Genomic DNA, 392 nt, shown 5'->3' on the forward strand with positions numbered 1-392 from the left:
GGACCAACAATTTCTAACGAAGGAGGATTCCTCCAGTTATCAACGTTTTTTACAACGTCTTTTTTATAGGAATAATTCCCAAGGTAGATTTCCATTTGATGATGTAAAGGATACAAATTATCTTTATAATTCATTGAAAAATTTAGTTTATCTTTTTGTATTATATAAACAGGTAGCGTACTCACCTAAAGAGGCTAGACTTTTATTCCAAAAGGGTCTAGAAGATGGGGGGATATGGAATGTGTTCTCGCTCTACAATACGCGTGGAAAAGAGGATATTGAGCTTGCTAAAAAATCAGTACGAATATCTGCTGCGAAATGTGCTGTTTCACAGGATTTCAATCATGACTATAATTGTCTTGTTGCCGATTACAAAAAAGTAAGAAAGAGAC

Annotated in this window: 1 protein-coding gene; it reads right to left on the reverse strand. The window is 34.4% G+C overall.

Annotated elements, in window-relative coordinates; genetic code table 11:
- Positions 1-185: hypothetical protein (locus RCF13_RS06670; RefSeq protein WP_308140977.1), on the reverse strand; the 185-nt coding region annotated here is incomplete at its 3' end.
- Between the last annotated feature and the right edge of the window lie 207 nt (positions 186-392).

The organism is Stenotrophomonas maltophilia group sp. RNC7 (assembly GCF_030910085.1).
GTDB classification, from domain to species: Bacteria; Pseudomonadota; Gammaproteobacteria; order Xanthomonadales; family Xanthomonadaceae; genus Stenotrophomonas; species Stenotrophomonas sepilia.